Source organism: Rhizobacter fulvus (assembly GCF_964020785.1).
On the sequence record NZ_OZ224516.1, the window covers coordinates 2,549,676 to 2,575,486 of the forward strand.

At 71.8% G+C, this 25,811-nt stretch carries 21 protein-coding genes; 6 read left to right on the forward strand and 15 right to left on the reverse strand.

Annotated elements, in window-relative coordinates; translation table 11 throughout:
• The first annotated feature begins 2 nt into the window (after positions 1-2).
• Positions 3-1,583 (forward strand): hypothetical protein, encoded by a 1,581-nt coding sequence (locus ACWH49_RS12170; protein WP_448171711.1) that lies wholly within the window; start codon positions 3-5, stop codon positions 1,581-1,583.
• On the opposite strand, the gene ACWH49_RS12175 is transcribed toward ACWH49_RS12170, so the two are convergent.
• The 7 genes from ACWH49_RS12175 to ACWH49_RS12205 all read right to left on the reverse strand — a co-directional run bounded on the left by ACWH49_RS12175 (position 1,570) and on the right by ACWH49_RS12205 (position 11,298).
• Entirely contained in the window at positions 1,570-4,767 is a 3,198-nt protein-coding gene (locus tag ACWH49_RS12175; RefSeq protein ID WP_448171712.1) for an adenylate/guanylate cyclase domain-containing protein, read from the reverse strand. The two genes, ACWH49_RS12170 and ACWH49_RS12175, sit on opposite strands and share 14 nt — an antisense overlap.
• Before the next feature lie 72 nt (positions 4,768-4,839).
• Positions 4,840-5,172, reverse strand: a complete 333-nt coding sequence (locus ACWH49_RS12180) for a DnaJ family domain-containing protein (protein ID WP_448171713.1) — start codon at positions 5,170-5,172, stop codon at positions 4,840-4,842.
• 24 nt (positions 5,173-5,196) lie between these two features.
• Positions 5,197-6,570, reverse strand: a complete 1,374-nt coding sequence (locus tag ACWH49_RS12185) for a tetratricopeptide repeat protein (protein ID WP_448171714.1) — start codon at positions 6,568-6,570, stop codon at positions 5,197-5,199.
• Complete coding sequence (locus ACWH49_RS12190; protein ID WP_448171715.1) at positions 6,540-7,940, reverse strand: amidase; 1,401 nt, start codon at positions 7,938-7,940, stop codon at positions 6,540-6,542. The genes ACWH49_RS12185 and ACWH49_RS12190 overlap by 31 nt, the downstream gene beginning before the upstream one ends.
• Positions 7,941-7,944: 4 nt before the next feature.
• Positions 7,945-9,453: an ABC transporter substrate-binding protein gene (locus tag ACWH49_RS12195; protein WP_448171716.1), complete on the reverse strand. Its 1,509-nt coding sequence runs from the start codon at positions 9,451-9,453 to the stop codon at positions 7,945-7,947.
• Between the two features lie 4 nt (positions 9,454-9,457).
• The gene (locus ACWH49_RS12200) at positions 9,458-10,288 is read right to left on the reverse strand and encodes an ATP-binding cassette domain-containing protein (protein WP_448171717.1); all 831 of its coding nucleotides are present in this window, start codon (positions 10,286-10,288) and stop codon (positions 9,458-9,460) included.
• Entirely contained in the window at positions 10,285-11,298 is a 1,014-nt protein-coding gene (locus ACWH49_RS12205) for an ABC transporter ATP-binding protein (protein ID WP_448171718.1), read from the reverse strand. Before ACWH49_RS12205 ends, ACWH49_RS12200 begins: the two co-directional genes overlap by 4 nt.
• A 140-nt stretch (positions 11,299-11,438) precedes the next feature.
• Between ACWH49_RS12205 and ACWH49_RS12210 the strand changes: the two genes are divergently transcribed.
• Both ACWH49_RS12210 and ACWH49_RS12215 read left to right on the forward strand, forming a co-directional pair.
• Positions 11,439-12,713: a GGDEF domain-containing protein gene (locus ACWH49_RS12210; RefSeq protein ID WP_448171719.1), complete on the forward strand. Its 1,275-nt coding sequence runs from the start codon at positions 11,439-11,441 to the stop codon at positions 12,711-12,713.
• 125 nt (positions 12,714-12,838) lie between these two features.
• The gene (locus tag ACWH49_RS12215) at positions 12,839-14,119 is read left to right on the forward strand and encodes a diguanylate cyclase (RefSeq protein ID WP_448171720.1); all 1,281 of its coding nucleotides are present in this window, start codon (positions 12,839-12,841) and stop codon (positions 14,117-14,119) included.
• A gap of 28 nt (positions 14,120-14,147) precedes the next feature.
• On the opposite strand, the gene ACWH49_RS12220 is transcribed toward ACWH49_RS12215, so the two are convergent.
• The gene (locus ACWH49_RS12220) at positions 14,148-14,981 is read right to left on the reverse strand and encodes an ABC transporter permease (protein ID WP_448171721.1); all 834 of its coding nucleotides are present in this window, start codon (positions 14,979-14,981) and stop codon (positions 14,148-14,150) included.
• On the reverse strand, positions 14,978-15,940 hold the full coding sequence (locus tag ACWH49_RS12225; RefSeq protein ID WP_448171722.1) for an ABC transporter permease: 963 nt from the start codon (positions 15,938-15,940) through the stop codon (positions 14,978-14,980). The genes ACWH49_RS12220 and ACWH49_RS12225 overlap by 4 nt, the downstream gene beginning before the upstream one ends.
• A gap of 45 nt (positions 15,941-15,985) precedes the next feature.
• Here ACWH49_RS12225 and ACWH49_RS12230 point away from each other — a divergent pair, with 45 nt between their 5' ends.
• From ACWH49_RS12230 to ACWH49_RS12240, 3 genes are read left to right on the forward strand one after another with little or no spacing between them, the layout of a single operon-like run.
• A complete protein-coding gene (locus ACWH49_RS12230) occupies positions 15,986-17,452 on the forward strand; it encodes an aldehyde dehydrogenase family protein (RefSeq protein WP_448171723.1) in 1,467 nt (488 codons plus the stop codon).
• A 17-nt stretch (positions 17,453-17,469) separates the two neighbouring features.
• The gene (locus ACWH49_RS12235) at positions 17,470-18,216 is read left to right on the forward strand and encodes a glucose 1-dehydrogenase (protein WP_448171724.1); all 747 of its coding nucleotides are present in this window, start codon (positions 17,470-17,472) and stop codon (positions 18,214-18,216) included.
• A gap of 10 nt (positions 18,217-18,226) precedes the next feature.
• Complete coding sequence (locus ACWH49_RS12240) at positions 18,227-18,895, forward strand: hypothetical protein (protein WP_448171725.1); 669 nt, start codon at positions 18,227-18,229, stop codon at positions 18,893-18,895.
• 10 nt (positions 18,896-18,905) lie between these two features.
• Here ACWH49_RS12240 and glcF read toward each other — a convergent pair whose 3' ends face one another.
• The 6 genes from glcF to ACWH49_RS12270 form a co-directional block, all read right to left on the reverse strand.
• Positions 18,906-20,156: a glycolate oxidase subunit GlcF gene (glcF, locus tag ACWH49_RS12245; RefSeq protein WP_448171726.1), complete on the reverse strand. Its 1,251-nt coding sequence runs from the start codon at positions 20,154-20,156 to the stop codon at positions 18,906-18,908.
• Between the two features lie 24 nt (positions 20,157-20,180).
• Positions 20,181-21,299: a glycolate oxidase subunit GlcE gene (gene glcE, locus ACWH49_RS12250; protein ID WP_448171727.1), complete on the reverse strand. Its 1,119-nt coding sequence runs from the start codon at positions 21,297-21,299 to the stop codon at positions 20,181-20,183.
• Between the two features lie 11 nt (positions 21,300-21,310).
• Positions 21,311-22,816, reverse strand: a complete 1,506-nt coding sequence (locus tag ACWH49_RS12255; protein ID WP_448171728.1) for an FAD-linked oxidase C-terminal domain-containing protein — start codon at positions 22,814-22,816, stop codon at positions 21,311-21,313.
• Positions 22,813-24,069: an FIST signal transduction protein gene (locus ACWH49_RS12260; RefSeq protein ID WP_448171729.1), complete on the reverse strand. Its 1,257-nt coding sequence runs from the start codon at positions 24,067-24,069 to the stop codon at positions 22,813-22,815. Before ACWH49_RS12260 ends, ACWH49_RS12255 begins: the two co-directional genes overlap by 4 nt.
• Before the next feature lie 71 nt (positions 24,070-24,140).
• Entirely contained in the window at positions 24,141-24,800 is a 660-nt protein-coding gene (locus ACWH49_RS12265; protein WP_448171730.1) for a PhaM family polyhydroxyalkanoate granule multifunctional regulatory protein, read from the reverse strand.
• On the reverse strand, positions 24,797-25,777 hold the full coding sequence (locus tag ACWH49_RS12270) for a TraB/GumN family protein (protein WP_448171731.1): 981 nt from the start codon (positions 25,775-25,777) through the stop codon (positions 24,797-24,799). Before ACWH49_RS12270 ends, ACWH49_RS12265 begins: the two co-directional genes overlap by 4 nt.
• Between the last annotated feature and the right edge of the window lie 34 nt (positions 25,778-25,811).

Genomic DNA, 25,811 nt, shown 5'->3' on the forward strand with positions numbered 1-25,811 from the left:
CGGTGATGTTCCTCACGGGCTCGCAGTCGCGCGTCGCGGGCGCTCCCGCGACGTTCGTCGGCGGCCGCAGGCGCCGGGCGCTGGAACAGGCGCCGCACCGATTCGACCGAGCTGCCGAGATGATTTTTCAGGTCGTTGAGCATGCTGATGACCGGATTAATTGCCAACCATTTCTTTCGTCTGGCACCGTAACCGAGTGCGTCTCGGCCCGGGTGTGCATATGTCTCGGGATCCGCGACGGCGCGGCCCGGCCTGTTTTCAATGCGGGGAATTCCGCAGTCGACCCCGGACATTCCTGGTTACAAGGGTTCGTGGATGTGACGAAGATCACAATTTTGGCGGAATGCTTGTTGGTATACAGCAACTGGTCTCGCCGACAGGAGGAAAACATGTGGTTCAGTCTCTTCGGCCCGGGCGGGCCGCATCGCGTCGCTCGCGGGCACGTGCGGAATCGTCTCTCGTTTGCACGCTCAGGCGCATGCCTGGGGTTCGCCTTCCTGGCTGCCGCGTTGGGCACCGCATCGACCGCGTCGCGCGCCGCCAATGCCAACTTCGAGGTCATCGTGGTGCCCGTGGGCGCCAGCGCCAGCAGCCCGGCCAGCGTCTCGGTGAGTCGCAGCGGGCTCACGACCTACGCCGCCTACAAGGTGTCGATCACCAACTCGTCCGGCAACACGAACAACGCGATCCGGTTCGACGCCTCCTCGGTCGTGACGGGGGACCTGACAGCCCTGAACGCGGATGCCGGTGCCATGGCGCCCTACGTGGAGGCGATTGGCACCCAGGCATGCACCGGAACCGGATCGTCGGTCACGTGCAGCTTCCCGCAGATGAAGGCGGGTGCCAACAATTCGTTCGTCCTGATCTTCTCGGCCCCGCCGCTCGCCGCTGCCAACCAATGGGCCGCGAATGCGGCGATCGCGCTGGGCTGGAGCTTCGACTACGCTAGCGGCAACAGCTCGAGCACGCCGTCGTCAATCCTTTGCAACGGTATGCAGGTCCCCTCTCCACCGTGTACCGGCAGTGAAGCGATCGCCCTGGTGACGACCGTCACCGATTCGATCCTCGCCGGCTTCACCACCTACATCCCGAGCTTCGGCGGGACGTTCTTCACCGGAAGCGGCTCGGTGCTGCCGCCCAGCGGGACGAACCTGCGGCCCACGGCGGCGGTCAAGCTGGCGGTTCCGCCCGGCCAGAATCTGACGACCGCCCAGGTGGACGTGACGGTCACGCTCGGCGGGGCCACGGGTGACACCACGACGACCAACACCGCGATCGTGCAGGTGCCGAACAACGATCAGCTCTTCCGGACGTTCGCGACGATCGAGCTCCGCCGCGATGCGAGCACGATCGCGAAGGGCGCCAAGATTGCCAACGCCGTGGTCAGCTACTCGCACTACGACGACGGACGGGATCTCGGCCCGCTGTCGGCCTGCCCGGCGAATGGCGTCCCGACGGCGGTCAGCCCGGTGTGCGTCTTCTCGCGCACCGAGTTCACGAAGAAGAACGCGCCGACGGCGGACGATGTCGGCGACTGGCAGTTCATCCTGCACGCACTGGAGAACGGCGTCAGCCGCTGGTGATGACACCCCGGGCGCGCGCCGTCGAGACGGTGTCGCCCTTCTCGGCGTACAGGGCGATCGCCTCGTCGATCGCGGCGCGCGCTTCTTCCGCCCGGTCGGCCAGGCGCAGGACCGAGCCCAGTTCGACCAGCGCGTCGGCGAGGAAGATCGGTGCGTCGGTGCTGCGCGCGAGTTCGATCGCGCGGCTCGCCAGCGCCTCGGCTTCGGCCAGGTCCCCCGAGCGCGCGATCAGCGGCGCCCGCGCGACCCGCCACATGATGTGCGAGACCGTGTCGTCCTCGGCGGCCGCCTGTTCGGCGGTCAGCGACAGTTCGAGCGCCCGCGCGTCGTCGCCGAGCCCGCGCACGATGCACGACAGCTGCGCCGCCATCGACGAGAGGAAATAGGTCTCGCCGCGTTGCGCGAGGAAGTCGAGATCGGCCTGGACCTCGCGCTCCGCCGTCACGAGGTCGCCGGCCAGCCACTCGACGCGGCCGACGTCCATGCCGGTCGACGCGGCATTCACGCCTTGCCCGAGGTCGTGCAGCATCGCCCGGCCGCGGCGGTAGAGCGCGCGCGCGCGGTCGAACTCACCGCGCATCGCGTGCAGCTGGGCCAGCGTGCACATCACGATCGCCTCGACCTGGCGGTTGGTCAGCCCGCCGGACAGGATGCCCTCGCATTGCTCGATCGCCTGCGCCACCGGCGTGGGGCCGTACAGGGCGGTCGTGGACAGCGCCAGCCCGGCGCGCGCGACCATGCGCGCGTCGCCCGCGAGGCGCGCATGCGCGATCGACTTCTCGATCGCGACGACGATCTGCCGATAGCGCAGCGCGATCCCGTGCACCTGGCCGCTCAGGCGCCAGGCGTTCGCCAGTTCGTCGTGGGCGCCTTCGCGTTCGAGGATCGGAATGGTCTCTTCGGCCACCTGCAGCGCCATGCTGCTCCAGTCGCCGGGCTCGGCGCTGTACAGGCGCACCAGCATCCGGACGATCCGCGCCGAGGCGCGCACCCGCTGATTGCCGACCTGCTCGGCGGTGGCCGCCGCCTCGTCGAGCACGGCCCGCGCCTCGGCGAAATCGCCCAGCTCCATCAGCGTCTCGCCGAGCTCCGGCAGCAGCGCCAGCCGCTGCGCGTGGTCCGCCGGCAGCAGCGCGGTCGAGCGGCGATACAGGTTGACCGCGGCATGCATGTCGCCACGCGCGAATGCGCGCCGGGCGGCGCCGGTCAGGCGCCGCGCCGCATCGATACCGGTGGCGATGGCCTGCTCGTCCAGCGGTCCGAGTTCGCCGAAGTAGCGGTGTGCCTGCTCGAGGTGGTAACCGAGGATCTCCTCGAACTCGAGCGCGCGCCCGCGCTCGGCGTTGACCTGATCGGCCCAGCGCACGAAGTCGATGTGCAGGCGCGCCCGGGCACGCTTGAGCAGCCCGCCGTAGACCGTCTCGCGCACCAGGTGATGGTGGAAGCGGAACAGCACCTCGCCCTCGGCGGTCGCCGCCGACTCGATGAACCGTTTGCGCGCCAGCGTCTGCAGGCGTTCGCCGATCTGCGGGCGCGTCGCCTCGGGGGCCAGCGCCGTGACCGCGGGCACGGCGAACTGCATGCCGATCACCGCGGCCGGCTCGACCGTGAAGCGCTCCTCGCGCCCGAGCCGGTCGAGCCGTGCTTCCAGCAACGCCTGGATCGTCGGCGGCACCGCGATCTCGGCATAGCGCTCGCCGCGCACCCAGTGGCCGTCTTCCTGGCGGATCGCCCGGTTGTCGATCAGCATCGACAGCATCTGCTCGACGAACAACGGGTTGCCCTCGGCGGCCGCGACGATGCGCTGCACCACGTCCTCCGGCAGGTTGGCGCTGCCGAGCAGGTTGACGACGACCGCCGCCGAGGCGGCGTCGCTGAGCGGCTTCAGCACGAGCCGGGTCGAGCGATCCCGTTCGCCCCAATCGGGCTTGTCCTCGAGCAGGTCGTGGCGCGCGGTGGCGAGCAGCAGGGCGGGCGCGCTGGCGTCGGAATCGAGCAGGTGCTCGAGCAGGTCGAGGAACGCCGGCTCGGCCCAGTGGATGTCGTCGACGATCGCGAGCACGATGTCGTCGCCGGCCATCGTCTCGAGGAACTTGCCTGTGGCCCAGTACAACTCGGGCAGCGGGTACGGCTTGGCGCTGAGGCCGGCCGCCGCGGCGAGGCGGTCGACCACATCGGCCTCGCCGATGACGGCCTGCATCTTCGCGCGCGCGTCCTCCGGCGCGTCGTCGTTCGTGATGCCGGCGGCGCCGAACACCATTTCGCGCAGCGGCCAGAACGTGATGCCGTCGCCATAGGGCAGGCACCGGCCGCGCAGCACGCGGGCGCCTTCGCCGGCCCGGCTGACGGCCTCGTGCACCAGCCGCGACTTGCCGAGCCCGGCGTCGCCGATCACCGTGACCAGACGGCTCGATCGCGTCATACGGGCCTGCGAACAGGCCTTGGCGAGCGCGGCCAGTTCGGCGTCGCGCCCGACCACCGGCGTGTCGACGCGGCGCACGCTGCCCATCAGGCCGTGGGCGGAGACGAGGCGGTACGCCGGGATGCGTTCCGCCTTGCCCTTGAGCTCGAGCGGCTCGACCGCCTCGACGGTGACGGCGTCGCGCACCAGGCGGTAGGTCGTCTCGCCGAGGTAGATATCGTTCTCGGGCGCGGCCTGCTCGAGCCGTGCGGCGAGGTTGACGGCGTCGCCGGTGGCGAGCTTCTGCGCCGCGTTCGGGTCGTCGTCGGCGACGACCTCGCCGGTGTTGACGCCGGTGCGGTTCGCCAGCGCGACGCCGTGGCGGCGCAGCAGATCGGCATTGACGCGCTGCAGCGCCTCGCGCATGCCGGCGGCGGCGCGTACCGCGCGCAGGGCATCGTCCTCGTGCGCGCGCGGCAGGCCGAACACCGCCATGATCGCGTCGCCGATGTACTTCTCGATCTTGCCGCCGTGGCGGGTGATCTCCGCGGCCATCGCGGTGAAGTAGCGGTCGATCACCTCGCGCACCGCCTCCGGGTCGAGGCGCTCGCCGAGCGCGGTCGAGCCCTTCAGGTCGGAGAAGACGAGCGTCACCGTCTTGCGCACTTCGTGCGCCGGCAGTGCCGGTGCCGCGGCCGCCGACAGCGCTGTACCGCAATACCCGCAGAGTCGGAACTTGGCCGGGTTCTCTTCACCGCAGCCAGGACAGAGGATCATGGCCATGGCTGGCAGTCTAAGGCCGCAGCGCGGCGCGTGCGGGGCGGTCTGCGGTCTGTGGGGGATGCGCCGCCGCGCTCAGAGGCTGCCGGTGCGCCGCAGTTTCTCGAGGCGCAGCGCCAGGTGCTGCTGCAGCTCGCTGAGGCGGTGGCGCAGCGCGTCTGCCGCGGCGGGGTCGGACTCGGCATCGATCTGCCTGCGCAGCGCGGCGATGGTCTTCATCGTCTCGACCTCGGGCGGCGCGAAGCCGGCGTCCTTGAGGGCCTTGAAGCCCATGCGCAGTTCCTCGGGTGTCTGCGCGAAGCCGTCGTCCAGGTCCAGCGGCTTGCCCCAGCTCGCGGCCGATTGCAGCTCGCCGTTGCGTTGCGCCTCGCGCAGGCTCTGCGCGATCTGTTCGTCGAGGGTGGCCATCGCGTTCCTCCGTGGCAGCGCCGATCACGCGGCGCGGGCGTGGCGCAGGCCGAGCCGGCGCGCCCAGTGGTCGGTCAAGGGCGTCTCGGGCTTGCCGAGACGCCGTTCGTTCAGCAGGGCGCGGCCGACCGCACGATCGGTCGCGCGCGCGGCGGCGGCGAGCAGCGTCTGGTCGATCAGGTCGCGCTGGGCGTGGCTGCCGCCGAAGCGGCTCGCAAGCGCCCGCACCGGGTAGAGCGTCTCGATCGCCTCGTCGAAGCGCCCGAGCGCGAGCGCGAGCACGCCGCGCATCAGCGGGCCGCCGACGTCGCGCGCCACGGCCCGGTTGCTGCCGCCGCTGCGCTCGGCCTGCAGCGCGACCCGGCGCGCCCAGTCCTGCGCAGCCGTCAGGTCACCCGCGCCGATCAGCGCGAGCATCGCGTGCAGGTCGTTGAACGGGTAGATGCCGGCGGCGTGGTCGGACAGGTCCCAGCCTTCGACCAGCGCGGCCCAGCGCGCACCGACATCGGCACCGACGAGCTGCAGCCGCCACAGCAGCGACGAGGCGTCGAGCCGCTGCAAGGTGATCTGCGCCGGATCGGCGCGCAGATGCGCATCGAACAGGCGCAGCGCCTCGGCATGATCGAGCGCCTCGAGCGCGAACAGCGCCTGGTGCCAACCCAGGTGGCCGGAAAAGCCGTTGCCTTCGGCCCAGTCGCCCTGCCATTGCGCCATCCAGGCCCCGCCTTCGAGGTAGCGGCCCTGCATCTCCATCACGTGCGCGACCGCGTGGATCGCCCACGGCACCTTGGCGCCGCCGGCGAGCGCGCGCCGGCCGGCCGCCTCGGCCTGGGCGTAGAGCTGGCATTCCTCGAGGCCGAACGCGTACTGGCCCAGGGCGTACGGGTACAGCGGGTCGGCCTCCGACCACTCGGGCAGCACGCGGGCCACGCGCTGGCGCAGCTGAACCGCGTCGCCGCGATAGAAGTCGAACAGGTGCGCCCACTGCAGTGCGAGCGCGTCGCGCGGCTCGTGCAGCAGCAGCGCTTCCCACTCGCGGCAGGCGCCGTGCAAGTCGCCGGCGAGCAGCGTGTGCAGCGCGACGAGGTGGTCGCGCTCCCGATGGTTGGCGCGCGCGATCATCGGCTCGGCGCGGTCGAGCAGCGCACTCGCCTCCGGGACCAGCGACGGCTCGGTCAGGCTCAGCAGGAAGCCGGCGTGCATCACCAGCGGCAGCGCCCAGGCGGGATCGGCGGCGTGGGCGGCGAGCAGGTCGTCGACCGGCGTGCCGTAGAACGACATCATCCGCCACAGGGCGCGCTCGGTCGCGGCGAGCGCCTCCGCCGAGCGGGTGCTGACGGCGATGCCGCGCAGGTCGAACATCGGGCTCAGCCGGCGCGCGCCGGCGGTTCCGGCCACGGCCGCGGCGGCGCGCGCAGCTGTTCCCAGGCGCGGGCGACCTGCAGCACGCCGAGGTCGTCGAAGCGGTGGCCGACGATCTGCAGGCCGATCGGCAACCCGGCCGCGGTGTAGCCGCAGTTGATGCTGGCGGCGGGCTGCTCGCTCATGTTGAACGGCAGCGTGAACGCGATGTGCTCGAACGGCGTCGCCGGGTCGTTGGTCGGGCCGGCATGCTCGGCCGGGAAGGCCGGCATCGGCGCGGTCGGCGACAGCAGCACGTCGAACGGTGCCGTGGCGGCCACGGCGGCCTCGCGCATCGCGCCCATCATCCCGTAGCCGCGGAACACACGCTCGCCGCTCAGGCCCTCGCCGCCGCGCGCCCACGCGGTGATGTAGGGCAGCACCTTCGCGCGGCGCGCTTCGGGCAGCGCCGAGATGTCCATCCAGGAACGGGTGCGCCAGAAGTCGTCCATGCCGTCGATCATCGCGCGCGTCATGAACGCCGGGATCGGCGTGACGATCGCACCGGCGGCCTCGAACGTGCGTGCCGCGGCCTCGATCGCCGCGCGCACCTCCGGCTCGACGGCCAGGCCCCAGCCGGCGTCCATCAGCAGGCCGATGCGCAGGCCGGTGACGTCGCGGTCGAGCTGTCGCCAGTCGATCGCCTGGTACGGCAGGCTCATCGTGTCGCGCGCGTCGGGCAGGCTCAGCGTGGCCATCATCAGGGCGGCGTCGGTGACGCTGCGCGTCATCGGCCCGGCGACGCGCCCGGCATACGGCGGGAAGATCGGGATCCGCCCGAGGCTGGGCTTGAGCGTGAAGATGCCGCACCAGCCGGCCGGCAGCCTCACCGAGCCGCCGATGTCGGTGCCGACGTGCAGCGGCCCGTAGCCGGCCGCGGCCGCGGCGGCTGCACCCGCGCTGCTGCCGCCGGGGTTCTTGCGCAGGTCCCAGGGGTTGCGGGTCAGCGGGTGGAAGCTCGACAGCCCGGACGACAGCATCCCGTAGTCGGGCATGGTCGTCTTGCACAGGATCACCGCGCCGGCCTCGCGCAGGCGTGCCGCCGGGGGGGCGTCGGCCGTGGCGGGCACGAGCTCGGTCGCGGCGGTGCCCAGCGGCACCGGCACGCCGCGCGTGGCGATGTTCTCCTTGATCGTCACCGGCACGCCGTCGAGCGCGCCCTGCGGCGCGCCGCGCTGCCAGCGGGCCTGCGAGGCCTCGGCCTGCGCGAGTGCCGTATCGGGCTCGAACGCGTAGGTCGCGTGCAGGTGCGGCTCCCAGGACTGCATGTGCGCGACCACGTCGCGCACGACCTCCACGGGCGACAGCGTGCCGGCGCGGTAGCCGGCGAGCAGTTCGACGGCCGATAGTTCGTGCGGCGCCGTCATCGCCTCACTGCCAGGACAAAGCCGCCAGGTCGTTCGCGAACACCGGCGAGCTGCTCCACAGGCCCTTCAGCTGCTTCTTGCCGACCGCAAACTGCGGCAGCTGGTACAGGTAGACGTTGACCGAGTCGGTGGCGAGCTGGCGCTGGATGTCGCCGATCAGCTTCAGGCGGCCCTTGGCGTCGGTGGTGCTGTTGTACTTGGCGAACAGGTCGTTGTAGGCCTTGGAGTTGTAGCCCCAGTAGTAGCTGGGGTCGGCATAGCGGTCGAAGTCGAGCGGCTCGACGTGGCTGATCACGGACAGGTCGAAGTTGCCCTTGAAAGTGCCACTGAGCCACTGCGCCCACTCGACGTTCTCGATCTTCGCGACGATGCCGACCTTGGCCAGTTGCGCCGCGACGATCTCGCCGCCTTGCCGCGCGTACTGCGGCGGCGGCAACGTCAGCGTCACGTTCAGCGGCGTGGCCACGCCTGCCTCCTTCAGCAGCGCCTTGGCCTTCTCGGGGTCGTACGGGTTCGCGCCGGTCAGGTCGATGTAGCCCGCGTCGCTGGGCACCATGTGGCTGCCGATCGGCTTGCCGTAGCCCTCGGACGAGCCGTCGATCACCGCCTTGCGGTCGATCGCCGCGGCGATCGCGCGGCGCACCCGCACGTCGTCGAACGGCTTCTTCTTGTTGTTGATGGCGACGATCGTCTTGCCCTCGGTGCCGCCCGGCGTGACCGTGAAGCGCGGGTCGCCCTGGAACTGCTTCAGGCTCTGGAACGAGCCAAAGCGCGGCATGCCGTCCACGTCGCCCGCCAGCAGCGCCGCGACCTGCGCGGCCGGGTCGTTGATGAAGCGGAAGGTGACCTTCTTCAGCTTGATCGCCGCGGGGTTGCGGAAGCCGTCGTTCTTCGACAGCGTGATCGACGCCCCCTTGGCCCAGTTGTCGAGCTTGAACGGGCCGGTGCCGACGGGCTTGGTCGCCGTGGTGGCGGCGCTCTTCGGGTCCAGGATCACCGCGGTGTTCTCGCCCATGCGGAACAGGAAGTTGCCGTCGGGCTGGTTCAGCACCACGATCACGGTGTACGCATCGGGCGTGTCGATGCGGCTGATGTTGTCGAACACCGCCTTCTTGCCCTTGTTGGTCGAGCCCGGCGCCTTGGCGCGCTCGAAGCTGAACTTCACGTCGCTGGCGTCGAAGGCCTCGCCGTCGCTGAACTTGACGCCCCTGCGCAGCTTGAAGGTGTAGCTCTTGCCGTCGGGGTCGATCGTCCAGCTCTCGGCCAGCAGCGGGACGATGCTGCCGTCCATGTTGATCTTGGTCAGCCCCTCGAGGATGTTGTAGTGCACGACCTCGCCGATCGCCGCGGCCGAGGCCGTGGTCGGGTCCAGCCCGGGCGCGGGCTCGAGGACCATCGCGAGCACGGCGCTGTCCTTGCGGGCCTGCGCCTGCGCGGCAGGCGCCGCGAGCGACGCGGCTGCGGCGAGGGCGAGCAGTGCGACAGTGGTGGTGCGGGGGTTCGAGGTCTTCATCGGCTCACTCTCCGGGGGCGGGGGATTCGACTCTAGCGGAACGCGGCAGCGCGTCCACCGCCTCGGGCATCGCGGCCAGCAAGGCGCGCGTGTACGCATGGGCCGGCCGCTGCAGCACCTGCTCGGTCGGCCCGTACTCGACGATCAGGCCGCTGCGCATCACCGCCACGTCGTCGCACACGTGGTCGACGACCGCGAGGTCGTGGCTGATGAACAGGTAGGTGACGCCGAACTGCTGCTGCAGGTCGGCCAGCAGGTTCAGCACCTGCGCCTGGACCGAGACGTCGAGCGCGCTGACCGGCTCGTCGGCGACGATCAGCTTCGGCCGCGTGATCAGCGCGCGCGCGATCGCGATGCGCTGGCGCTGGCCGCCGCTGAATTCGTGCGGGTACTTGTCGGCATCGGTGGCGCGCAGACCGACCGCGTCGAGCGCCTCGGCGACTCGGGCACGCCTTGCCGTCGCGTCGACGCCGACCAGCGGCTCGGCGACGATGCGGCCGACGCGCTGGCGCGGATCGAGCGAGCCATACGGGTCCTGGAAGACCATCTGGAAATCACGCCGCGCGGCGCGCAGCTCGGTCGCCGGGAGCGCGTGCAGGTCGCGTCCGAGCAGCGTGACGCGCCCTTCGGTCGGCGCCTCGAGCGCCATCACCAGGCGCGCCAGCGTCGACTTGCCGGAGCCCGATTCGCCGACGATCCCGAGGCTGCGACCCGGCTGCACCGCGAAGCTGACGCCGCGCAACGCCTCGACCACCGGCGCCGGCTGCAGCAGCCGCTCGCGCGGCAGGTGGTAGCGCTTGACGACGTTCTCGACGCTCAGCAACGGCTCGGTCATGTCGGCGCACCCAGCTCGCCGACGCGGATGCAGCGCGCCGTGTGCGCCGGCCCGACGTCGACCGGCGGCGGCGGCGCAGCCCGGCAGGCGTCGATCGCCCAGGCGCAGCGGTCGGCGAACGGGCAGCCGGCGGGCATGTCGACCAGCTCCGGCACGCGCCCGGGGATCGTCGCCAGCCGCGGCTTGCGGCCGTCCACCCGCGCGGCGCCCATCCGCGGGCGGGCCGCGAACAGCCCGCGCGTGTAGGGGTGCGCGAGGTGCGCGAACACCTCGGCCGTCGGCCCGGCCTCGACCACCGTGCCGCCGTACATCACCAGCAGGTTCGCGACGGTGCGGGCCATCACGCCGAGATCGTGGCTGATCATCAGCAGCGCCATGTTGGACTCGGTGACCAGCTCGCGGATCAGGTCGAGGATCTCGCCCTGGATCGTCACGTCGAGCGCGGTGGTCGGCTCGTCGGCGATCAGCAGGTCGGGCCCGCAGGCCAGCGCCATCGCGATCGTGACGCGTTGGCGCTGCCCGCCGGAGAGCTGATGCGGGTAAGCGTCGAGCCGCTGCGCGGCCTGCGGCAGCCGCACCCGTTCGAGCAGGCGCAGCGCCTCGGCTCGGGCCGCCGTGCGGCCGAGGCCGTCGTGCAGGCGCAGCGGCTCGGCTATCTGGTCGCCGATCGTGTGCAAGGGGTTCAGCGCCGTCATCGGCTCCTGGAACACCATCCCGATGCGGTTGCCGCGCAGCCGGCACAGCGCGGTGTCGCTCGCGCCGACCAGCTCCTGCCCGTGCAGGCGGATGCTGCCGCTGACCCGCGCGCCGGCCGGCAGCAGACCCATGATCGCCATCGCCGTCATCGACTTGCCGCAGCCGCTTTCGCCGATCAGCCCGAGCGTTTCGCCGTGCGCCAACGCGAGATCGACACCGCGCAGCGCATCGGCCGGGCCGCGCGCCGTGTCGAGCCCGACGCGCAGGTTCGTCACTTCGAGCAGCGGCGCGGCGGTCGGGGCGGGGGCAGGCACGCCGGCATTGTGCCGCGGCCCCGCAGCCCGGGCCGCGGCGCGACGCCGGTGTGTGAATGTGCCGCTCAAACGGCGCCATGACTTGCCACTGCGCCAGCGAATCGCGAGCCTTGCGGCTTTCGCAGGCCGCGCCGAGTTCCGTGAACGATTCCTTCCGCTCCGTCCGACGAGCCCTGCGTGCGCGCTCCCCGGTCGTCGTCGACGTGCCGGTCCCGGTTCGCCAGCTGCTGCTGCGGCGCTATGTCGAGGTCTCGATCCGCAACGGCCGCCTCGGCGTGATCTCGCTCGGCCTGCTGCTGTTCGGCCTGGCCCACGAGGTGCCGCTGATGGCGCGCCTGGTCGCCGGCGCGGTGCTCAGCGTGGTGCTGGTGCTTCGGGTTGCGCTGGCCGAGCGCATGGTGCGCGGGCTCGACTCGCCGAACCCGCCGTCCACGCTCGCGCACGACCTGCTGCTGCTCGCCGCCTCGACGAGCTGGAGCTTCGCGCCGTTCGTGCTGCAGGGCCACGTCTCGCCGCCCAACCTGGCCGGCGTGCTGTACGGCGCGCTCGCGGTGATCGCGGTGCTGTCGGTCAGCTACCACTCGGCGCTGCCGGCCACAGTGGTGCTGATCACCGCCAGCGTCGTGCCGCTGGTCACGTTCATGGCGTTGCAGCGCACGCTGACCTCCGGCGTGCTGGCGGTGACCACGGCGATCTGCGTCGGCGCGCTGCTGACCCGCGTGCTCGCCGGCCATCGCACGCTGCTGCGCGCGCTCGCGGCGGAGCAGGCGAATGCCCAACTGGTGCGCGAACTCCAAGGCGACGGGCGGCGCCTGGAGCACGAGAACGCACAGCTCGGCCATTCGCTGCGCGATGCCCGCCTCGCCGCCAGCCGTGATCCGCTGACCGGTCTGTACAACCGCCGCCACCTCGAGGCCTTCGCCGCGCCGCTGGCCGACACGGTGCGCCGGCGCGTGGAGGAGGTGGCGCTGTGCGTCGTCGACATCGACCACTTCAAGCGCATCAACGACGCGCACGGCCACGCCGTCGGCGACGAGGTGCTGCAGGCCGTCGCCGACCTGCTCGGATCGCGCCTGCGCGAGGCCGATTGCCTGGCCCGGCTGGGCGGCGAGGAATTCGTCGCGGTGCTGCGGCGCTGTGACATCGGCCGCGGGCAGCGGGTGGCCGAAGCATTGCGGCTGATCGTCGGCGGCGTCGAGATCGAGACCCATGCCGGCCCGGTCGGGGCCACGGTCTCGATCGGTGTCGCGCAATGGGCGGTCGACGAGACCTTCGAGTCGGCGCTGCGGCGCGCCGACCGCGCGTTGTACCAGGCCAAGCGCGCCGGGCGCGATCGCGTCGAGGTCGACACGGCCGACGCGATGCGCCTGTCGGTCGCGGCCATCGAGCGCACCCGGCCCGGGGCACTGCACTAGTCACGCCGCCCGCGGTCGAAGTCCATGCCGGCCACTTCGGCCGCCGTCGCGTTAGCATCCGCGTCCACCGCCCGCTGTGGCACGGCGCCGATCCGGCGCCACCCGGCGCGCCCGGGTCATCTGCCATGCCGTACCAGCAGGAGTTCCGTTCGGTCCGCGCCGCGTTGCGCCAGCTCTCGCCGGTCGTCGTCGACGTGCCGCCGGCGATCCGCTTGACGCTGTTGCAGCGCTACGTGGACATGTCCATGCGCAACGGCCGGCTGTCGCTGGCCTCGTTCGCATTGCTGCTGTTCGGGCTCGCGTACGAGGCGCCGCTGGGGCCGCGTGTGTTCGCGTGGCTCGCCCTGGCCGCGGTGTTCGGCGTGCGCGTCGTGCTCGCGCGTCGCCTGCTGGCCGGGCTGGACCCGGCCGATCCGCGCTCCGACTGGCGCTACGACGCGCTCGTGCTGCTGGCCTCCTCGGTCTGGGGCGTGGCGCCGATCGCGCTGCACGGCTCGATCTCGCTGCTGTCGCAGTACTGCGTGGTCTATGCCGCGTTCGTCGCCACCGCGCTGCTCGCCATCACCTACATCGCGGCGCTGCCGGCGAGCGTGGTGCTGGTCGCGGCCAGCGTGCTGCCGCTGGTCGGCTTCATGGTCTGGGAGGGGCCGGGCGTGATGGTGCTGCTCGCGCTCGGCACGCTGGTCTGCGCGGTGGCGCTGCAGCTGCGCGTCTTCAGCATCCACGGGACGTTGCTGCAGGCGCTGGCCGCCGAGCGCCAGAACGCCACGCTGGTGCAGGAGCTGCAGGTTTACCGCCAGGCGCTCGAAACCGAGAATGCCTCGCTCGACAGCTCGCTGCGGGCCGCGGCCCATGCCGCGCACCGCGATCCGCTGACGGGGCTGTTCAACCGGCGTCACGTCACCGCCTTCGCCGAGCCGCTGGCCGAGGCCGTGCACGCCGGGCGCGAGCAGGTGACGCTGTGCATGGTCGATGTCGACCACTTCAAGCAGGTCAACGACCGCCACGGCCACCGCGTCGGCGACGAGGTGCTGCGCGCGGTCGGCACGCTGCTCGGCGCCCGTCTGCGCGACGGCGATTGCCTGGCGCGCGTCGGCGGCGAGGAGTTCATGATCGTGCTGCGCCAGTGCGATGCGAGCCGCGGGCGGCGCGTCGCCGAGTCGGTGCGCCACAACGTCGCCGCGTCGGAGATCCGCACCCGCGCCGGCGAGGTGCCGATCACCGTGTCGGTCGGGCTGGCGCAGTGGGCGGCGGGCGAGACCTTCGACGCGGTGGTCGAGCGGGCCGACCGGGCGCTGTACGACGCCAAGCACAGCGGCCGCGACCGGGTGGAGGTCGACGGCAACGATGCGCGCCGCATGTCGACGGTGCCGATGGACTTCCTGCCCACCGGGCCGATCCACTGATCGGTCGGGCCGCCGGGCGGTGCCCCAGTCAGCGTTGGCGGGCGAGGCGCGGGTCGAGCAGGTCGCGCAGGCCGTCGCCCATCAGGTTCAGCCCGAGCACCGAGAACACGATCGCCAGGCCGGGCCAGACCGCCAGCAGCCATGACTGGTACATCAGGTTCTGGCCCTCGTTGAGCATCCGGCCCCAGCTCGGCATCGGCGGCTGGGTGCCCAGGCCGAGGTAGCTGAGCGCGGCCTCGGCCAGGATCGCGACCGCGAACTGGATCGTCGCCTGCACGATCAGGATCGCCGCGATGTTCGGCAGCACGTGGCGCAGCGTGATGCTCCACGCGCCCTTGCCGCAGGCGCGCGCCGCGAGCACGAACTCGCGCGCCCACACGCCGTTGGCCGCGGCGCGGGTGATGCGCGCGAACACCGGCACGTTGAAGATGCCGATCGCGACGATCGCGGTGCCCAGCCCGGGGCCGTAGACCGCGGTCAGCATGATCGCCGACAGCAGGGCCGGGAACGCGAACGTGAAGTCCGAGAAGCGCATCACCAGCTCCTCGACCCAGCCGCGCCGCGCGGCCGCGAGCAGCCCGAGCGCCACGCCGAACGACAGGCCGATGCCGACCGCGATCAGCCCGACCGCGATCGAGTTGCGGCTGCCGACGATCAGCAGCGTGACGATGTCGCGGCCCAGGCTGTCGGTGCCCAGCCAGTGCGCGGCGCTCGGCGGCTGCAGCTTGTTGGGGATGTCGAGGTCGGTCGGCGAATACGGCGTCCAGACGAACGACAGCAGCGCGGTGGCGATCAGCATCGCGACCAGCAGACCGCCGATCGCGAAGCTCTTGTGGCGAAGGGCCCTCTGGAGGAACGTCATGCCGAGTGCACCTTGAGCCGCGGGTCGATCACCGCGTACAGCACGTCGACGACGAAGTTGATCACGATCACCGCGGCGGCCAGCAGCATCACGACGTTCTGCACGACCAGGATGTCGCGGTTCGAGATCGCCTGGAAGATCAGCCGCCCCAGTCCCGGCAGCGAGAACACGTTCTCGACCACGATCGTGCCGGTCAGCAGGTTCGCGAACTGCAGGCCCATCACGGTCAGCACCGGCACGAACGCGTTGCGCAGCACGTGGCGCCACAGGACCTGGCGCTGGCTCAGGCCCTTGGCGCGCGCGGTGCGCACGAAGTCCTCGCGCAGCACGTCGAGCACCGCGCTGCGGGTGATGCGGGCGAGGATGGCCGCCTGCACCACCGCGAGCGCGACGGCCGGCAGGATCAGCGCCTTGAAGGCCGGCCACGTGCCGCCGCCATCGTCGACACGCCAGCCCGGGAACCCGCCGGCCGAGAACCACTGCAGCTTCACCGCGAACACCAGGATCAGCAGGATCGCGAACCAGAAGTTCGGGATCGCGATGCCGATCTGGCTCGCGGCCATCACGCCGACGTCGCCGAGCCGGTTGTGGCGCGAGGCCGCGTAGATGCCGAGCGTCAGCGCGATCACGGTCGTCAGCGCCATCGCCATCAGCGCCAGCGGCGCGCTGACCGCGAGCCGCTCGGCGATCAGCTGCGCGACCGGCGTCTCGTAGGCGACGCTGGTGCCGAGATCGCCCGTCACGAAGCCCTCGATCCAGCGGCCGTAGCGCACCGCGGCGGGCTGGTCGAGGCCGAGCTTCTTCGACAGCGCCTCGACCGCCTCGGGCGTGGCCGACTCGCCGAGCATCACCTGCGCCGCGTTGCCCGGCAGCACGCCCTGGACGGCGAAGACGACGATCGACGCCGCGAACAGCGTGGCGACGAAGGTCGCGAAGCGCCGGAGAAGGAAGATGCCCATTCCAATATCATGGCCCATCACCGCGCGGTGGCGCAGGAGAACAACGTGGCAGCGACGAGATTCGAGATTCCGTTCGACCCCGGCACGGTGCTGGTCGGCGGCGCGTGGCGCGCGCCGGCAGGCGGCCAGACGCTGGCGCTCGAGAACCCGTCCGACGGCAGCGTGCTCGCGCGGATCGCGCGCGGTGGCGCGGCCGACATCGACGCCGCGGTCACCGCCGCGCAGGCCGCGCTGGCCGGCGACTGGGGCCGCCTGACCGCCGCCGAGCGCGGTCGCGTGCTGGCCGCGATCGGCCGCAAGGTGCTCGACAACGTCGAGCTGCTCGCGATGCTGGAGGCGCTCGATGTCGGCAAGCCGCTGAAGCAGGGCCGGGCGGACGCGATCGCGCTGGCGCGCTACCTCGAGTTCTACGGCGGCGCAGCCGACAAGGTGCACGGCGAGACGCTGCCGTTCCAGAACGGCTACACCGCAATGACGCTGCGCGAGCCGCATGGCGTGACCGGCCACATCGTGCCGTGGAACTACCCGATGCAGATCGTCGGTCGCAGCGTCGGCGCCGCGCTGGCGATGGGCAATGCCTGCGTGTTGAAGCCCGCCGAGGAGGCGTGCCTCACGGTGCTCGCGTTCGCGCGGATCGCGATGGAGGCGGGGCTGCCGGCCGGTGCGCTCAACGTGGTGCCGGGCCTGGGCGAAGAGGCCGGCGCGGCGCTGTCCGCGCACCCCGGCATTCACCACATCTCCTTCACCGGCTCGGTCGCGACCGGGCGGTTGATCCAGTCGGCGGCGGCGCAGAACGCGGTGCCCGTGACGCTGGAACTCGGCGGCAAGAGCCCGCAGGTCGTGTTCGCCGATGCCGACCTCGACGCCGCGCTGCCGTTCCTCGTCAACGCCGGGTTGCAGAACGCCGGGCAGACCTGCTCGGCGGCCTCGCGCATCCTCGTCGAGCGGCCGGTGTTCGAGGCCGTGCGGGACCGGATGGCCGAGCGCTACCGCGCGCTGCGCATCGGCCCGGCGGTGGCCGATCTCGACATGGGGCCGCTGATCTCGAAGCGGCAGCAGCAGGTCGTCGAGCACTTCCTCGCGATCGGCCGCGACAGCGGCTTGCGCATCGCCGCGCAGGGTGAACTGCCGGCCGACCTGCCGCGCGGCGGGGCCTACGTGCGCCCGACGCTGTTCGACGACGTGCCGGCCGACCATGCGCTCGCGCAGCAGGAGATCTTCGGCCCGGTGCAGGTGCTGATCGCGTTCGACGGCGAGGCGCAGGCGCTGCACATCGCCAACGGCACCGCGTTCGGCCTGGTCGCGGGCGTCTGGACACGCGACGGCGGCCGGCAGATGCGGATGGCGCGCGCGCTGAAGTGCGGCCAGGTGTTCATCAACAACTACGGCGCCGGCGGCGGCGTCGAGCTGCCGTTCGGCGGCGTGCGCCACTCGGGCCACGGCCGCGAGAAGGGCTTCGAGGCGCTGTACGGCTTCTCGACGCTGAAGACGGTCGCGATCCACCACGGCTGAAAACCACAAGGAACGACATGAGACTCGAAGGCAAGGTGGCGATCGTCACCGGGGGCGGCTCCGGCTTCGGCGAGGGCATCGCGACCAAGTTCGTCGCCGAGGGCGCGCGCGTGCTGATCGCCGACCGCGACGCGGCCGGCGGTGCGCGCGTCGCGACGGCGCTCGGCGCGAACGCGCGGGCGCTGCAGGTCGACGTGGCCAAGGCCGCGGACGTGAGCGCGATGGTCGACGCCGCGCAGCAGCACTTCGGGCGCCTGGACATCCTCGTCAACAACGCCGGCGTCTCGCACCTGCCGCAGCCGATGGAAGAGGTGGGCGAGGACGACTTCGACCGCATCCTCGCGATCAACGTCAAGGCGATCTACCTCGCGGCGAAAGTCGTCGTGCCGCTTTTCAAGGCGCAGAAGTCCGGCGTGATCCTGAACGTCGCGAGCACCGCCGGCGTGAGCCCGCGGCCGCGCCTGAGCTGGTACAACGCGAGCAAGGGCTGGGTCATCACAGCGACGCGTGCGATGGCGGTCGAGCTGGCCCCGTTCGGCGTGCGCGTGGTCGCGCTCAACCCGGTCGCCGGCGAGACGCCGCTGCTGAAGACCTTCATGGGCGAGGACACGCCGGAGATGCGTGCCAAGTTCCTCGCGACCATTCCGCTCGGCCGCTTCTCGACCCCGCAGGACATGGGCCATGCCGCATGCTTCCTGTGCAGCGACGAGGCCTCGATGATCACCGGCGTCGCGATGGAAGTCGACGGCGGTCGCTGCATCTGAATCGGCTCGCGTGCCGCTGTTCCGCCGCCGCGCTGTCTGGCTGCCGACGCTGCCCGTCGCGTCGCTGATGGTCGCCGCCCTCGCGGCGATCCTGTTCTGGACCGGCCGCCACGCGTACGACTGGTTGGCGCCGCACGCGCCCGCGCCCGGCGCCCGCACGCTGGTCGTCGAAGGCTGGCTGTCGCGGGCCGATCTGCAGCAGGCGCGGGCATTGCGACGCAGCGGACACTATCAGCGCGTGCTGACGACCGGCGGCCCGATCGACCCGGACCAGGACGTCGGCGGCTGGCGCCATTACGCCGCGCGCGCCGCGGCGATCTTGCGCGAGGACGCGGACAACGCGGTGCCGGTGCTCGCCGTGCCCGCGCCGCAGACGCTGCAGGAGCGCACCTACCTCAGTGCGTTGCAGGTGCGCGAGTGGGCGGCGCTGAACGGCGTGCGGCTCGAGGCGGTCGATGTCTACACGCTCGGGGTGCATGCGCGGCGTTCGCGCCAGGTGTACCGGCTCGCGCTCGGCGACGCGGTCGACGTGGGCGTCATCGCCGTGCCGCCGAGCCTCTACGACGGGCCGCGTTGGTGGACCAGCAGCGACGGGGCGAAGAACACGCTCGGCGAGATCGTCAGTCTGGTCTGGACCAGCTGCTGCTTCTGGCCGCCGGCCGCGCCGGCGCCCCGCTGAGCGCGCGCGCTCAGGCCAGCGCGTCGTCCAGCACCTCGACCCAGTGCCGCACCGGCGTCGCGGTGCCGGTCTGCAGGTGCTGGATGCAGCCGATGTTGGCCGACACGATCGCCTGGGCCTCCAGGGGCGCGAGGTTGGCGAGCTTGCGGTCGCGCAGCTGGTAGGCGAGTTCGGGCTGGAGCACCGAGTAGGTGCCGGCGGAGCCGCAGCACAGGTGCGATTCGCTGGGCGCCACGTCGATGTCGAAGCCGAGCGCGCGCAGGTGCGTCTCGACGCCGCCGCGCAGCTGCTGGCCGTGCTGCAGCGTGCACGGCGGGTGGAACGCGAGCTTCATCGGCCCCTGGCGCAGCCGCACCTTGTTCTTCAGCGCCGGCACCAGCACCGGCAGCAGCTCGCTCAGGTCGCGCGTCAGTTCGCTGATGCGCGCCGCCTTCTCGGCGTAGGCCGGGTCGCGGGCGAGCGCGTGGCCGTACTCCTTGACCGTCACGCCGCAGCCCGATGCGTTCATCACGATCGCCTCGACGCCCTCCAGCGAGCCCGGCCCGCCCGAGATCAGCGGCCACCAGGCGTCGATGTTGCGGCGCATGTCGGCCAGCCCGCCCTCGATGTCGTTCAGGTGGGTGCGGATCGCGCCGCAGCAGCCGGCCTCGTCGGCCACGACGGTCTGGATACCGGCGGCATCGAGCACGCGCGCGGTCGCGCTGTTGATGTTGGGCATCATCGCCGGCTGCACGCAGCCCATCAGCATCAACACCTTGCGCGGATGGGTGCGCGTCGGCCACTGGTGGGCGCGCGCGCCGGGCCTGGCGGGCACCTTGTTCTTCAGCGCGGCCGGCACCAGCGGGCGCAGCGCCTGGCCGAGCTTCATCGCCGGTGCGAACAGCGGCGAGGTCAGGCCTTCCTTCAGCGCCCAGCGCACGGCGCGCTCGCGCGTCGGCCGCTCGACCACGTCGTCGACCATCGGCCGCACGATCTCCACCAACTGCCCGTACTGCACGCCCGAGGGGCAGGTGCTCTCGCAGTTGCGGCAAGTCAGGCAGCGGTCCAGATGAAGCTGGGTGCTGCGGGTCGGCGTGACACCTTCCAGCACCTGCTTCATCAGGTAGATGCGCCCGCGCGGGCCGTCGAGCTCGTCGCCCAGGAGCTGGTAGGTCGGGCAGGTCGCGGTGCAGAAGCCGCAGTGCACGCACTTGCGCAGTATCGCCTCGGCTGCGTCGCCCTCGGGTGTGCCTTTGAACTGGGGAGCGAGGTGGGTCTGCATCGGTGGGGTGGAATCCTGCGCGGGTCAGAGGCCGGGGTAGAGCCGGCCGGGATTGAAGATGCCCGAGGGGTCGAACGACTTCTTCAGGTCGCGGTGGATGCGGTCCAGCGGCGATTGCAGTGGCGCGAACACGCCGGCTGCCTTGTCCCGCGCAGCGAACAGCGTCGCGTGGCCGCCCACGCGGGCCGCGGCGTCGCGCACCGTGGCGGCCGGCAGCGCGCTGCACAGCCAGCGTTGCGCGCCGCCCCACTCGATCATCAGTTCGCCGGTCAGCGCCAGCGGCGGCGCGGTCTGCGGCACCGACAGGCGCCACAGCGTCGCGCCGCGGTCGACCGCCGCGTGCGCGGCGGTAAAGAACTCGTCGGTGTGGTCGCGCAGGCCGGCCCAGAACGGGCTGGCGTGCTCGGGCTCGACGATGTCGCCACCGAGCCGCACGCGCGCCGCCTGCACCGCGGCCAGCGCGCCGCGCAGCCGCACGATCAGGTTGCCGTCCCACCAGGCGCTGGCGTTCAGCGGGATCGGCTGGCCGCCCCAGTCGTTGAGCTTCGCGAGCGCGGTCGCCTGGTCCATCTCGAGCCGCAGCGTGACCGTGGCGGGTGCCATCGGCATCACCTTCAGCGAGACCTCGAGGATCACGCCGAGCGTGCCGAGCGAGCCGGCGAGCAGCCGCGAGACGTCGTAGCCGGCAACGTTCTTCATCACCTGCCCGCCGAAGGTCAGCACCTCGCCCCTGCCGTTCAGCAGCGTCGCGCCGAGCACGTAGTCGCGCACCGCGCCGACGGTCGCGCGCGACGGGCCGGACAGCCCGGCCGCGACCATGCCGCCGACGGTCGCGCCGCGGTTCTTCGGGCTCAGGTTCGGATCGCCGAAGTGCGGCGGCTCGAAGGGCAGGCACTGCCCCTTGGTCGCCAGCAGCGCTTCGAGTTCGGCCAGTGCGGTGCCGCAGCGGGTGGTCACGACGAGTTCGGTCGGCTCGTAGCTGGAGATGCCTTCGAGCACGCGGGTGTCGAGCACCTCGCCCTGCGGCGCTTCACCGTAGAAGTCCTTCGAGCCACCACCGCGGATGCACAGCTGTGCACCGGCCTCGCGGGCGGTCGTGACGCGGTCGATCAGGCGTTGGAGCGCGGGGTCGTTGTGGTCCATGCGGGGCGCGGTCAGAAACGCGGGATGTCGGCGAACGGCAGCAGCCCGCGCCGCACGTGCATCTTGCCGTACTCGGCACAGCGCGCCAGCGACGGGATCACCTTGCCCGGATTCAGCAATTCCTTCGGATCGAACGCACGCTTCAGCGCCAGCATCTGTTCGCGCTCCTCGGGTGCGAACTGCACGCACATCGCCGACAGTTTCTCGATGCCCACACCGTGCTCGCCCGACACGGTGCCGCCCATCGCGACGCTCGATTCGAGAATGTCGGCGCCGAACAGCTCGCAGCGGTGCAGCTGGTCCGGGTCGTTCGCGTCGAACATGATCAGCGGGTGCAGGTTGCCGTCGCCGGCGTGGAACACATTCAGGCAGCGCAGGCCGTACTTCTTCTCCATCCCCTCGATCGCGAGCAGGATGTCGGACAGGCGGTTGCGCGGGATCGTCGAGTCCATGCACATGTAGTCGGGGCTGAGCCGCCCGGTCGCGGGGAACGCGTTCTTGCGCCCGCTCCAGAACTTGAGCCGCTGCGCCTCGCTCTCGCTGACCTCGATCCGCGTCGCGCCGCTGGCGTCGAGCACCGCCTCCATGCGGCTGATCTCCTCGGCCACCTCTTCGGGCGTGCCGTCGCTCTCGCAGAGCAGGATCGCGACGGCGTCGAGGTCGTAGCCGGCGTGGACGAAGTCCTCGACCGCGGCGGTCATCGGCTTGTCCATCATCTCCAGGCCGGCCGGGATGATGCCGGCCGCGATCACGTTGGCGACCGCGTCGCCGGCCTTGCGGATGTCGTCGAAGCTGGCCATGATGCAGCGCGCCAGTTGCGGCTTGGGCACGAGCTTGACGGTGACCTCGAGCGTGACCGCCAGCATGCCCTCGCTGCCGATCAGCACGGTCATCAGGTCCAGGCCGGCGCAGTCGAGCGCCTCGGAGCCGAACTCGACCGCCTCGCCGGCGACCGTGAAGCCGCGCACCCGCAGCACGTTGTGCAGCGTCAGGCCGTACTTCAGGCAGTGCACGCCGCCCGAGTTCTCGGCGACGTTGCCGCCGATCGTGCAGGCGATCTGGCTGCTCGGGTCGGGCGCGTAGTACAGGCCGTAGGGCGCGGCGGCCTCGCTGATCGCGAGGTTGCGCACGCCGCACTGCACGAGCGCGGTGCGCGCGGTCGGGTCGACCTTCAGGATCCTGTTGAACTTGGCCAGGCTCAGCGTCACGCCCAGCCGGTGCGGCAGCGCGCCGCCGGACAGCCCGGTGCCGGCCCCGCGCGCGACCACCGGCACGTTCAGGCGATGGCACTCGCGCAGCACCGCGGCGACTTCGGCCTCGGTCTCCGGCAGCGCGACCACCAGCGGCTGCTCGCGGTACGCGGTCAGGCCGTCGCACTCGTAGGGCGTGGTGTCCTCGCGGTGCCAGAGCAATGCGTGCTTCGGCAGGACCGCGGCGAGCGCCGCGACGACCTCGCTCTGGCGGTGGGCGCGGTCGTCGATCTCGATCGCGAGCGCTTCGGGCAGCGGGGCGTTCATTGGGGACCCTTCCGGAAGACGGTGAGCACACCGGTGTAGCCGTACAGATGGCGCCGGGCGATCTCCCCGGCGGCGAAGAAGCCGACCAGCGGCACGTCGCCGAGCGCGTGGCGCACGATCGCGAGTTCTGCGGATGGCGCGCCGAAGTGCGCACCGCCGCGGCCGGCGCAGCTGACGTAGATCGCGCCGGCGATGCCGGAGGTGTCGGCGGGCGACTCGCCGAAGGCGGCGTCCTTCAGCGCCAGCGCGGCCGGCAGCGGCAGCTCCTCCGGCTCGATCTCCTCGCGCAGCTCGGCGCAGATGCGCATCAGGTCGCGCCGCGCCGCCTCGACGCCGCGGGTGCAGAACGCGAGGTGCATGCCGACGGTGGCGGTGTCGGCGATGGCAATGCCACGCCGGCCGGGATCGAGCCCGATCAGATGCCGCACGCGGGTATCGGCCCCGAAGGCATCGCGCTGCCTGAACCCGTCGAAGGCGCTGCGCGTGGACAGGTCGTCGTCGGCGGCGGTCTCGGGCACGCCGTCGGCGAGGCCGACGAGCACCTGGCGCAGTGCCGGCAGCGCGGCGCGTGGCTCCGCACCGTCGAGGCCGACATCGCGCAGCAGGCAGTCGAGCGCCGGCTGGCCATCGAGTTCGGTGACGACGTTGCGGTCGGCCGCAGTCACGCGCCGCTGGGGCCCGACCGGCTGGCAGCCCTGCGTGACCCGCGAGACCAGCGGCACGCTCCGGTCGAACGCGACGCCCGACAGGCCGCCCGCCAGCACGCTGCCGGCGATGTGCAGCAGGCGCGACTGGCCGGAGGCGAGGCCGCCGAACAGGTAGCCGGTGGCGGTGCGCGCGCTCATGTCGTGGATCAGGCCGGCCAGGTCGGCGGTGCCGGGATCCGCGTGCACGTTCGCGGTGTGCGCCGCGAAGCCGGCAAGCGGGCGCGCGCCGGAGAAGACGCGGAAGTGCTCGGTGCCGAGGTCGGTGAGCATCAGCGACAGCGCCGGCTCGTCGAAGTACTCGACGCCGCCGGCCGCGATGCCGATTCCGGTGGCGCCGACCCATTCGACGCCGGGCCAGCGCTGGCGCAGGTCCTCGAGCAGCGCCGCGGCGTGCGGCGCGTACGCGTCGGTCAGGTAGACCCAGCCGAGTGTCGGCTCGGCGGCGACGCCGGGCTCGCGGCGCTGCGCGTCGATCTGGGCGGCGGCGAGCGCGAGCGCCATGCGGCAGTCGGGGTGCGTCGCGTGGCCATGGAGGAAGCGGTTCATCGGGGTGGGATTGTCAGGGCGCCGGACGCTCCGGCGCGCCGCTTTCGCGAATGAGTGCTATGCCCGCGCGGTCAACGGCGCGCCGCGGCCTTCTTGGCGGCGGCGCGGGCGCCGGTCTTGCGCGCGCCCGACTTCCTGGCGGCGGGCGTCTTCGTCGCGGGCGCCGGGCTGTCGAGCGCGGCGCCCAGCGTGGCGCCCGCCATCTTGCGCGCGGCGTCGGACGCGGTGTCCTTCATCGCGGTCGTCGCCAGCTCGGTGAACTGCTTGGTCAGTGCACCCCACCACTGCAGCGGATCGACGACGCCGGCCGCCGGCGGCGCGGCCGACGCGGCATCGGCATCGGGCTCGACTGCCATCGCTTCCGGTTCGGGCGGCGGCGAGGCGACCGGCGCGCGCCGGGGCGCCGGCTCCGGGGCCGGCGAGGCGGTCGGCATGCGGATCTGCAGCGAATCGCGCAGGCCCTCCATCTGGACGTTCATCGTCTTCAGCGTGGACAGCGTCATCTTCTGGACCTCGAGCGCCTGGATCGTCGCGCCCAGCATGCGCGCGTTCTGTTCGAGCCAGAACTGCACCGTGCGCAGCTCCTCGATGCGCTTTTCCAGTTCCGCCGGGTCGATCGTCGGCGCGACCCACTGGCCGATGCCGGGCAGCGCGGCGCCCGCGTTCTTGACGAGGCCCTGGAGGAAATCGAAGCCCGGGACGAGTTTCGTGAACGCGGATGGGTCGGTCATGGTCTTGTCTCCTGAGGCTTCTGGGGGAACACGATGCGCTCCACACGATACCCGCGCTGGGCCATCAATGTGGGTAATCCTGTCGGTCCGATCATGTGCAGGCTGCCGACCGCCGCGAACACGCGCTGGCCGACCGCGTGCAGTTGCGCGATCGAATCGGCCAGTTTCGGGTTGCGCTCGTCGAGCAGGCGGACCAGCGAGGCGCGGTCGGCCGCGGTCTTGACGCAGTCGCACCAGCTCTCGTAGCGCTGCAGTTCGGCCAGGTCGCCGTCGGCCCAGATCGTGGCCATCCGCCGCAGCGCGGCGCGTGCGCGGCCGCTTTCCATCTCGGCCAGCGCGCCTTCGACGAGCTCGACCGTCTCGGCGGGGCTGCCCATCTGCAAGGTGCGGACCTGCAGCTCGGGTGTCTCCAGCGAGACGATGTCCAGCTTCGCGGCGCGGCCGTAGCCCGCCAGCACCGCGTCGATCCCGTAGGCCGCATCGAAACCGTCGCGCCGGCCGGCGAGCGTGGCCAGCACCGCGACCTGCATCTCGGGCGCGAGCGCGGCGATCGCCTGGCGCGGCAGGCACTCGGCCTGCGCCTGCCGGTCGAGCCGCGCCTGCAACGCGGCCGGCAGCGCCACCTTCGGCTGCGCGGCCAGCGCCTGGGCCATCCGCGCCTGCAACGTCGGGTCGAGCAGGTCGAGCTCCAGCGCGAGGGTGTCGCTGCGCGCCAGCGCGTCGCGCTGCGCCGGACCAGGGAAGGCCCAGGCCAGTTTGGCCACATGCAGCGTGCCGTACAGCCACGAGCTGCGGCCGTCCCGGCTGATCCGCCAGAGGAAGCCGTGGTCGCGCGCATCGCGCGCGCCGGCGGCGAGCTGGTCGGGGGTCGGTTCCGGCGCGACCGGCGGGCAGTCCGCGGGCGCTTGTGCCAGCGCGCCGGCACACAGCAGGGGCGCGACCAGCAGGGCGAGGGCGGTGCGTATCAGTCGAGTCATGGGGTCGGAGTCGAAAGGTCGTGGGTGGCGCGGC

Bases quoted from the DNA above. Each gene is read 5' to 3' on its own strand.
- ACWH49_RS12195 (WP_448171716.1), bottom strand. From the start codon at position 9,453: ATGAAGACCTCGAACCCCCGCACCACCACTGTCGCACTGCTCGCCCTC.
- ACWH49_RS12200 (WP_448171717.1), bottom strand. From the start codon at position 10,288: ATGACCGAGCCGTTGCTGAGCGTCGAGAACGTCGTCAAGCGCTACCAC.
- ACWH49_RS12215 (WP_448171720.1), top strand. From the start codon at position 12,839: ATGCCGTACCAGCAGGAGTTCCGTTCGGTCCGCGCCGCGTTGCGCCAG.
- ACWH49_RS12265 (WP_448171730.1), bottom strand. From the start codon at position 24,800: ATGACCGACCCATCCGCGTTCACGAAACTCGTCCCGGGCTTCGATTTC.
- ACWH49_RS12190 (WP_448171715.1), bottom strand. From the start codon at position 7,940: ATGACGGCGCCGCACGAACTATCGGCCGTCGAACTGCTCGCCGGCTAC.
- glcE (WP_448171727.1), bottom strand. From the start codon at position 21,299: ATGGACCACAACGACCCCGCGCTCCAACGCCTGATCGACCGCGTCACG.
- ACWH49_RS12235 (WP_448171724.1), top strand. From the start codon at position 17,470: ATGAGACTCGAAGGCAAGGTGGCGATCGTCACCGGGGGCGGCTCCGGC.
- ACWH49_RS12180 (WP_448171713.1), bottom strand. From the start codon at position 5,172: ATGGCCACCCTCGACGAACAGATCGCGCAGAGCCTGCGCGAGGCGCAA.
- ACWH49_RS12220 (WP_448171721.1), bottom strand. From the start codon at position 14,981: ATGACGTTCCTCCAGAGGGCCCTTCGCCACAAGAGCTTCGCGATCGGC.
- ACWH49_RS12225 (WP_448171722.1), bottom strand. From the start codon at position 15,940: ATGGGCATCTTCCTTCTCCGGCGCTTCGCGACCTTCGTCGCCACGCTG.
- ACWH49_RS12260 (WP_448171729.1), bottom strand. From the start codon at position 24,069: ATGAACCGCTTCCTCCATGGCCACGCGACGCACCCCGACTGCCGCATG.
- ACWH49_RS12270 (WP_448171731.1), bottom strand. From the start codon at position 25,777: ATGACTCGACTGATACGCACCGCCCTCGCCCTGCTGGTCGCGCCCCTG.
- ACWH49_RS12175 (WP_448171712.1), bottom strand. From the start codon at position 4,767: ATGGCCATGATCCTCTGTCCTGGCTGCGGTGAAGAGAACCCGGCCAAG.
- glcF (WP_448171726.1), bottom strand. From the start codon at position 20,156: ATGCAGACCCACCTCGCTCCCCAGTTCAAAGGCACACCCGAGGGCGAC.
- ACWH49_RS12255 (WP_448171728.1), bottom strand. From the start codon at position 22,816: ATGAACGCCCCGCTGCCCGAAGCGCTCGCGATCGAGATCGACGACCGC.